Below are 8,190 nucleotides of genomic sequence, written 5' to 3' on the forward strand. Positions count from 1 at the left end.
GAACTCCATGTCTTCGAGCGGCAAGCCGTGCCGGTACGCGATCGCGGGGCCGTCGCCCGTGAGCGCGTAGGCGTTCGACGAGACCTTGAACATCCGGCCGAACCCGCCGGTGGCGATGAGCACGCTCTTGGCGTGGAAGACGTGAAGCTGGCTCGTGGCGATCTCGAGTGCGACGATCCCGCGGCATTCGCCGTCGACCATGATCAGGTCGAGCATGTGGAACTCGTCGAAGAACGTAACGCCCTGTTTGATGCATTGCTGGTAAAGCGTTTGGAGGATCATGTGCCCCGTGCGGTCGGCTGCGTGGCAGGCCCGCATGACGGGGACGCGGGGCTTGGCTGCGTCGGTCCCCGCGGCTGCGCTCGGGTCGTAGGCCGGATTCGGCTTGGTGTGCCCGCCGAACCTGCGCTGGGAGATCCGACCGTCGGGCGTGCGGTCGAACGGCAGGCCCATGTGCTCGAGGTCGTAGATGCACTCGACGGCCTCACGGCAGAGGATCTCGGCGGCCGTCTGGTCGACGAGGAAGTCACCCCCCTTGATGGTGTCGTAGGCGTGGTTTTCCCAGCTATCGTGTTCGAGGTTGGCGAGTGCGGCGGCGATTCCTCCCTGCGCCGCTCCCGTGTGCGAGCGCGTCGGGTAGAGCTTGGAGATGACCGCGGTCTTCGCGTGCGGACCGGCCTCGATGGCGGCGCGCATGCCCGCGCCTCCCGCGCCGACGATGACGATATCGAACTGGTGATAGTGCACGCCGTCGATCACGGCTCCGTCTGCGATCTGTTCACTCACGTGGGGGTTTCCGTAGCTTTCGGTTCGTTGCGTATCGCTCGCGCGGCTTACTTGGTGATGGTCGAGCAGAAATCGGGCAGCAGGTTCGCCGGTGCGCCGCTCGGGCACGGATCGAAGAACGTCACGGTGTACGTGCCGAGCGCGATGAGCACGATCACGGCGAGCAGGATGAGCACCTTCAGAGTGCGGTTGATCGTGCGGCCACGCGCGTAGTCGTTGACGATGGTGCGCATGCCGTTTCCGCCGTGGATGAGCGCGAGCCACAGCATGAGGCCGTCCCAGACACGCCAGAACGGGTCGGCCCACTTGCCGGCGACGAATCCGAAGTCGACGGCCTTGATGCCCTCGCCCAGCACGAGGTTGACGATGAGGTGCCCGAAGATGAGCACGACGAGCAGCACGCCGGAGGCGCGCATGTACACCCATCCCCACTTCTCCCAGTTCACGCCCTTGGAGCGCGCGGGACGCATCGGGGAACGAGGGGCCTCGATGGTGGTCACGACGCTGCCCCTTCGCTGAACACGTTGGCAAGGTGGATGGGCGCGAAGCCGAGCATGAGCACGACCCACACGACGATCACGGTCCAGAACATGAAGCGCTGGTACTTCGCGCCCTTGCTCCAGAAGTCGATCAGGATGATGCGGATGCCGTTGAGTGCGTGGAACGCGATCGCCGCGACGAGCGCCGTCTCGCCCAGCCCCATGATCGGGTTCTTGTAGGTGCCGATCACGGCGTTGTACGCCTGGGGGCTGATGCCGAGCACCACGGAGTCGAGGATGTGCACGAGCAGGAAGAAGAAGATCGCCACGCCGGTGATGCGGTGCAGCACCCACGACCACATGCCTTCCCGGCCCCGGTACAGCGTTCCCCCGGGCCGACTTGTGGTCGGCTCGAGAGTGTCTGCCGTTTCTGCTGGCACGGACAACCCTCCCTGGTAGGTAGCTTGCGCGAGCGCCTCACGCGGCGCGACAGCACGCGGAATCGGCGCGGACTCAGTCTACGTCCCGGTGCGGCGGCTCGCTTTCACGGCCAGCCTAACTGTCTCGACGTCGAGACAGTTTGCCGAGGCGGATCGCCGCGGCCCCACCCCATCGGAGGGCGGGTAATCCGCCGGCGGGAAGCGCGACGACGAAGGGATCAGGGCAGGTGGAGCATGCTGGGGGCATGGCTCTTGCGGATGTCTCCATCGGCGTCGCCGGCGCGCTCGGCCCCGACGTCATCGCTCGCCTCGCGGTCGTGGTGGAGCGGTGCGGCTTCAGGTCCCTCTGGGCGAACGACACACCGGGCGGCGACTCGCTGACGGCGTTGGCCGCCGCTGCCGAGCACACGAGCCGGCTCGTGCTGGCCACCGGCGTCATCCCGGTCGATCGACGGCACGCGGACGAGATCGTGGACGAGGTGCACAGGGCCGGGCTTCCCGAGAACCGGCTCGTGCTGGGCATTGGGGCGGGCGGCACCAGGAAGGGTGCGCTGTCGCTCGTCGGAAGCGCGGCCGATCAGCTGCGCGACGGAACGCGGGCCACGGTGCTCGTCGGAGCCCTGGGCCCGAAGATGCGCGAGCTCGGTGCTCGGCAGGCGGACGGCGTGCTGCTCAGCTGGCTCACGCCCGACGTGGCGAGAGGGCAGGCGGAAGCGGCGCACGCGCTGGCGGCGGGGGAGCGGGCATCCGACTCGCGCGTCGCGTTGTACGTGCGAACGGCGCTCGCGGCCGAGGCGAGCGGGCGTCTGGCCGAGGAGGCGCGCCGCTACGCCGGATACCCCGCGTACGCGGCGAACTTCGCCCGGCTCGGCATCCGGGCAGAGGACACCGTGCTGAACCACGACACGTTCGCCGACCGCATCGCGCGGTATCGGGACGCGGTCGACGAGGTCGTGCTGCGCGTCATCGCGCCGACCGACTCGGTCGACGACCACGTGCGCTTCGTCGAGCGGGCGGCGGAGCTGCTGGAGCGCTAGAGCCAGCCGCGCCGTTTGAAGATGACGTAGAGCACCACGCTCGTCAGCGCCATCAGCCCGACGGCCATCGGGTAGCCGAACGCCCAGTGCAGCTCGGGCATGAACTTGAAGTTCATGCCGTAGATGCCGGCGATGAGCGTCGGACCGAAGAGGATGGCCGCCCACGACGAGATCTTCTTGACCTCCTCGCCCTGCCGGTTGGCGTTCTCGGAGAGATCCGTCATGCGCGCGTTCTGCCGTTCGCTGACGAGCGTCGCGTTGACCGTGAGGATGTCGCGCAGCATCCGCCTGAAGTCGTCGACGCGCTCGTTCACCTGGGTGAGGTGGTCGGCCACGTCGCGCAGATTGCGCTGCAGCTCCTGCGTGACGCCGTACTTCTCGCTGCCCAGCTCGAGCGACTCGACCACCTCGGTGAGCGGATGCGTCGCCCGCTGGAAGTCGATCACCTCCGTGGAGAGCTCGTAGATGCGCCGCGACACGTTCGCGTCTCCGCCGAACACCTGCGTCTCGATCTCGTCGATGTCGTTCGCGAGTCCGGCGACGACCGGCGCGTAGCCGTCGACGATCGCGTCGATGATGGCGTACAGGATGCTCTGCGTCCCCAGAGCGAGCAGCTCGCGATCGTGCTCCATGCGGTGCCGCACCTGCGAGAGGTCGGGCGACTCGCTGTGGCGCACCGTGATCACGAAGTTGTGCCCCACGAACACGTGCACCTCGCCGAACGACACCTCCTCCGGCACGTCCAGGTAGTTGGCCGCGCGCAGCACGACGAACAGCACGTCGTCGTATCGCTCCAGCTTGGGTCGCTGGTGTGCGGAGATCGCGTCCTCGACGGCCAGCTCGTGCAGGTTGAACTCGCGAGCGAGCGAGTGCAGCTCGGACTCGCTCGGCCGGTACAGGCCGATCCACGCGACGCCGCCCGGCGTCTCGTGCAGGGCACGGTAGGTCTCGGCGAGCGACGTGGGAGAGGAGACGCGGCTCCCGTCCGCGTAGATGGCGGCATCCACGATGGTCCGCCGCGTCGGCGCGGCCGGCGGCTGCTCGGCGGTCAGGAGGTCGTTCGGCGCCGCTGGCCGTGATCGCTGCCGGAACGGGATGGGGATGACACGTCGCCTGCGCTCGGCCATGGTTCGCCTCCGTTCGAGCAGCGTGGGTGTGAGGAACGGGACGTCGGCGTCCCGTGACACCCTAAGCCCGCCAGGCTTGTAGAGTCCGGATCGCCGCGGAAGAGTCCTCACCTTCGGGTGACCCCGGTCGGTGCGAACCTGCTCGTTCCGTGTGGATCCGGGCAGCGTCGTCGTGGTCGGTGCTGCCCTCGTGTCCACAGATGGACGGCGCTGACATCGACGGCCGAAAGATCGACGGCTCAGAGATCGGCTGTTCAGAGATCGACAGCTCAGAGTTCGACGGCTCAGAGTCCGACAGCTCACAGATCGACGGCCCGCTGCAGACGCCGCCCGGATGCCGACCGGTGCGTGATCGCGGCCGCGTAATGCTGCAGCAGCTGGTCGCAGAGCGCGCTCCACGAAGCGGCGAGCACGGCGCGTCGGCCCGCCTCGCCCATGCGCCAGCGCAGGTGTCCGTCATCCACCAGCCGCTGCACGGCCGCGCGCAGCTCGGCGTCGTCGTCCACCAGGAATCCGTCGACGCCGTGCCGCACCAGGTCGATCGGACCGCCCGCGTTCGGGGCCACGACCGGAAGGCCCGACGCGTGCGCCTCCTGCACCGTCTGGCCGAACGTCTCCTCGGTCCCGGTGTGCACGAACACATCGATGGCGGCGTAGGCGTCCGCCAGATCGTCGCCGCCTCGTCGGCCCAGCCACGACACGGGCATACGCTTCAAAGCCTTGCGCACCGGCACCTCGGCCGGGCCGTCTCCGACCACGGCGATGCGGATGCCGTCCATGCCGCGCAGCGCCGCCAGGCGTTCCACCTGCTTCTCCGGCGCGATGCGGCCGACGTACCCGACGACCACCTCCCCGTCGGGTGAGACGAGCTCACGGAGCGCGGCCGCACCCGGACGCCTCCGGTTGTTCGGGTGGTATCGCGCGAGATCGACGCCCCGGCCCCAGCGCCGCACGCGCAGAATGCCGGCGCGGTCGAGGTCGGATGCGGATGCCGTCGAGGGCGCGAGCGTGAGATCGGCGCCGTTATGCACCCAGCGCACGTATCGCCATGCGAGGTTGGTGGTGAGGCCGAGCCGGTTGCGCTTGGCGTAGCCCGCGACATCCGTCTGATACACGGCCACCGTCCCGACGCCGAGCCTGCCGGCCGCCGCTATCGCCTGCGCTCCGAGCAGGAACGGGGATGCCGCGTGCAGCACGTCGGGCGCGAAGTCGGCCAGCACCTGCTGCACGTGCTGGTTCGGCATGCCGAGCGGGAACTGGCGGTAGGCGATCGAAGGAACCGGGTGGACGGCGAAGCCGCGGTACTGAAGAGGCGCGTTCGGACCGGGGCAGATGACGACGGCGTCGTGCCCGCGGTCGTTCAGTTCGTCCAGCACGCGGCACACGCTCGTGGTCACGCCGTTGACGGTGGGCAGAAAGCTCTCGCTCACGATGGCGACCCGCATGGCTCGCACGCTAGGCGGGCGCCATGGCCGCTGCGTGAACCGCACCTGAACCGGGACTTCCGCTCCCACGAAGCGCAAGGATGCCGCGACCCGGCCGCAGCCTATTGTTGAGGGCATGAGCGCGCTGCCCCTGCAGGACTTCTACTGCATCATCCCGGCCGGCGGAGTGGGGTCGCGGCTCTGGCCGCTCTCGCGAGCCGACGCGCCGAAGTTCCTGCACGACCTCACCGGCTCGGGATCGACGCTGTTGCGGGCGACGTGGGACAGGCTCGCACCGCTGAGCGGTCCGCAACGCGTCATGGTGGTGACCGGCCGAGCACACCGTGCCGCCGTCGAGGGGCAGATCCCGGCGCTCGCCGACCGGAACGTGGTGCTGGAGAGCGAACCGCGCGACTCGACGGCCGCGATCGGCCTGGCCGCGGCCATCCTCGAACGGCGCGAGCCCGGCGTGATCGTCGGCTCGTTCGCCGCCGACCACGTGATCGGCAACGAGCCGCTGTTCCGGGCTGCGGTCATCGAGGCCGTGGCGTCGGCGCGGGCCGGCTACATCACCACGATCGGCATCTCGCCGACGGAGCCCGCCGTGGGATTCGGCTACATCCACGTGGGCGAGCCATTGGAGATCGCCGGTGCCACGTCGGCACGTCAGGTGCTCTCCTTCGTCGAGAAGCCCAATCTCAAGACGGCGACCAAGTACCTCAAGAGCGGCGACTACCTCTGGAACGCGAGCATGTTCATCGCGAAGGCGTCCGTGCTCCTGGAGGAGATCGGCAAGTCCCGGCCCGAGCTGCTGGCCGGCCTGCTCGAGCTGGCGGAGGCGTGGGACGACCCCGCGACGCGCGGACCGGTCGTGGACCGCGTCTGGCCGATGCTCGAGAAGGTCGCGATCGACTACTCCGTGGCGGAGCCCGCAGCCGCGGCGGGCAAGCTCTCCGTCGTTCCCGGCCACTTCGCGTGGGACGACGTCGGCGACTTCGCGTCGCTCGCCAAGCTCAACAGCGGCGGCCGGGCCACCGACCTCGCCATCCTCGGCGAGAACGCGCGCGTGCTCTCGGATGCCTCCAGCGGCATCGTGGTCAGCCAGACCGGGCGCGTGATCAGCCTGATCGGCATCCAGAACGTGGTCATCGTCGACACCCCTGACGCTCTGCTCGTGACGACGAGCGAGAACGCCCAACGCGTGAAGTCGGTCGTGGAGGCCCTTCGCCTCACCGGCTCGACCGAGGTGCTCTGAGCCGTCGCACGGCGCCGTCATCCGGCCGGTGACGCGTGCGCCGTCGCTCTGCAGGCACGGTCAGCGCGACCGGATGCGCGTTTGCTGATCCGGCGGGATGCCCCTGCACTTTTGAGCACGCCGCCCGCTCAGGCCGTTGGCAAGAGCACAAGATGATAACGGCGGCGTTAAGAAGTCGGCGCCGGAATCGAAGCCCTTCGTAACGTTGGGTAACGTCGCAACGACGTCTCGCGCGCCCGCGCAGATCTTCATGTGGAGGACAACGTGACATTCAAAGTTCGCAAGGTAGCGCTCGCGGGACTCGCCGCAGCGAGTGCGCTCGCCCTGCTGGCCGGCTGCGGTCAGGCACCGTCGTCGAGCAGCACGACCAAGGCGGCCGCATCCAAGTTCCTGCCCTGCATGGTCTCCGACTCCGGCGGCTTCGACGACCACTCGTTCAACCAGCTCGGGTTCGAGGGCCTGCAGGCCAGCGCCAAGAAGCTCGGCACCAAGTACAAGAGCGCCGAGTCGAAGTCCGAGAACGACTTCGCCCCCAACATCAACAGCATGGTCGACCAGAACTGCAACCTGATCATCACGGTCGGGTTCTTGCTGGCCGATGCGACGAAGGCCGCGGCAAAGGCGAACACCGACACCGACTTCGCCATCATCGACGACAACTCGATCAACGCGCCCAACGTCAAGCCGATCATCTTCGACACCGCGCAGGCGGCGTTCCTCGGCGGATACGCGGCGGCCAGCTATTCGAAGTCGGGCGTCGTCGGCACGTTCGGCGGCATGCAGATCCCGACCGTGACCATCTTCATGGACGGATTCGCGGACGGCGTGAAGTACTTCAATCAGCAGAAGGGCAAGAACGTCCAGGTCGTCGGCTGGGACGTCGACAGCCAGAAGGGCTCCTTCACGGGCGGCTTCGACGCGAACGACACGGCCAAGCAGGTGGCGCAGGGCATCATCGACCAGGGCGCTGACGTGATCATGCCCGTCGGCGGTCCGATCTACCAGTCGGCCGCTCAGGCGATCACCGACTCCGGCAAGGACATCGCCATGATCGGCGTCGACGCGGATGTCTACAACACCGACCCGAAGGTGCGCAGCATCCTGCTCACCTCGGTCATGAAGGGCATCAAGCCGTCCACCTCCGCCGTTGTCGAGCAGTCCGCCGACGGCAAGTTCTCCAACACGCCGTACGTCGGCACGCTGAAGAACGACGGCGTGGGCCTTGCCCCGTTCCACGACTTCGCGTCGAAGGTGGACCCGAACCTGAAGTCCGAGCTCGACAAGATCAAGGCGGGCATTATCGACGGTTCGATCAAGGTCACCTCGCCGGCGTCGCCGAAGTCCTGATCGTCCGGTAGCAGCGTGTCGGGAGGTCGTCTCCTCGAGGGATGACCTCCCGATGCGTTTGCCCGCCGTCGACCCCGTGCTGCACGTCGTCCCACCCGCGCCGGCCCGGCCCGGATGTTTGCGCCAGATAATCGGGATTGCGCCACGTCTTCTGGCGCAATCGCGGAAAGCTGGCGCGATTGCGGAGCAGACGGCCGCGCGCGGCGGGATGCACCATCCAGCTCCACTCGTCCTCAACGTCGAGGACGACGAAAGGTAGATTGACCCCCATGAAGCTCGAACTTCGCGGCATCAC

General features: G+C 68.0%; 9 protein-coding genes. 3 read left to right on the forward strand and 6 right to left on the reverse strand.

Annotation, left to right across the window (positions count from 1 at the left end; all coding sequences use genetic code 11):
- The 3 genes from VHB92_RS06105 to sdhC form a co-directional block, all read right to left on the reverse strand.
- Positions 1 to 786: FAD-dependent oxidoreductase (locus tag VHB92_RS06105; protein WP_325452471.1), on the reverse strand; the 786-nt coding region annotated here is incomplete at its 3' end.
- Between the two features lie 47 nt (positions 787 to 833).
- Complete coding sequence (locus VHB92_RS06110) at positions 834 to 1,286, reverse strand: succinate dehydrogenase hydrophobic membrane anchor subunit (protein ID WP_325452455.1); 453 nt, start codon at positions 1,284 to 1,286, stop codon at positions 834 to 836.
- Positions 1,283 to 1,711 carry a succinate dehydrogenase, cytochrome b556 subunit gene (sdhC, locus tag VHB92_RS06115; RefSeq protein WP_414653072.1) on the reverse strand — a complete coding sequence of 143 codons (429 nt, stop codon included), beginning with the start codon at positions 1,709 to 1,711 and terminating at the stop codon, positions 1,283 to 1,285. Before sdhC ends, VHB92_RS06110 begins: the two co-directional genes overlap by 4 nt.
- Positions 1,712 to 1,950: 239 nt before the next feature.
- Here sdhC and VHB92_RS06120 point away from each other — a divergent pair, with 239 nt between their 5' ends.
- Positions 1,951 to 2,742 carry an LLM class flavin-dependent oxidoreductase gene (locus VHB92_RS06120; protein ID WP_325452459.1) on the forward strand — a complete coding sequence of 264 codons (792 nt, stop codon included), beginning with the start codon at positions 1,951 to 1,953 and terminating at the stop codon, positions 2,740 to 2,742.
- Here VHB92_RS06120 and corA read toward each other — a convergent pair.
- Both corA and VHB92_RS06130 read right to left on the reverse strand, forming a co-directional pair.
- Positions 2,739 to 3,869 (reverse strand): magnesium/cobalt transporter CorA, encoded by a 1,131-nt coding sequence (corA, locus tag VHB92_RS06125; RefSeq protein ID WP_325452461.1) that lies wholly within the window; start codon positions 3,867 to 3,869, stop codon positions 2,739 to 2,741. The two genes, VHB92_RS06120 and corA, sit on opposite strands and share 4 nt — an antisense overlap.
- Positions 3,870 to 4,168: 299 nt before the next feature.
- Positions 4,169 to 5,314 (reverse strand): glycosyltransferase family 1 protein, encoded by a 1,146-nt coding sequence (locus tag VHB92_RS06130; RefSeq protein ID WP_325452463.1) that lies wholly within the window; start codon positions 5,312 to 5,314, stop codon positions 4,169 to 4,171.
- Between the two features lie 115 nt (positions 5,315 to 5,429).
- Here VHB92_RS06130 and VHB92_RS06135 point away from each other — a divergent pair, with 115 nt between their 5' ends.
- Positions 5,430 to 6,548 carry a mannose-1-phosphate guanylyltransferase gene (locus tag VHB92_RS06135; protein ID WP_325452465.1) on the forward strand — a complete coding sequence of 373 codons (1,119 nt, stop codon included), beginning with the start codon at positions 5,430 to 5,432 and terminating at the stop codon, positions 6,546 to 6,548.
- A 264-nt stretch (positions 6,549 to 6,812) separates the two neighbouring features.
- Positions 6,813 to 7,895 (forward strand): BMP family ABC transporter substrate-binding protein, encoded by a 1,083-nt coding sequence (locus VHB92_RS06140; protein ID WP_325452467.1) that lies wholly within the window; start codon positions 6,813 to 6,815, stop codon positions 7,893 to 7,895.
- Here the strand turns inward: VHB92_RS06140 and VHB92_RS06145 are convergent.
- On the reverse strand, positions 7,867 to 8,190 hold a 324-nt coding region (locus VHB92_RS06145; protein WP_325452469.1), incomplete at its 5' end, for a hypothetical protein. The genes VHB92_RS06140 and VHB92_RS06145 overlap by 29 nt on opposite strands.

Source organism: Humibacter sp. (assembly GCF_035547335.1).
Taxonomy (GTDB): domain Bacteria; phylum Actinomycetota; class Actinomycetes; order Actinomycetales; family Microbacteriaceae; genus Humibacter.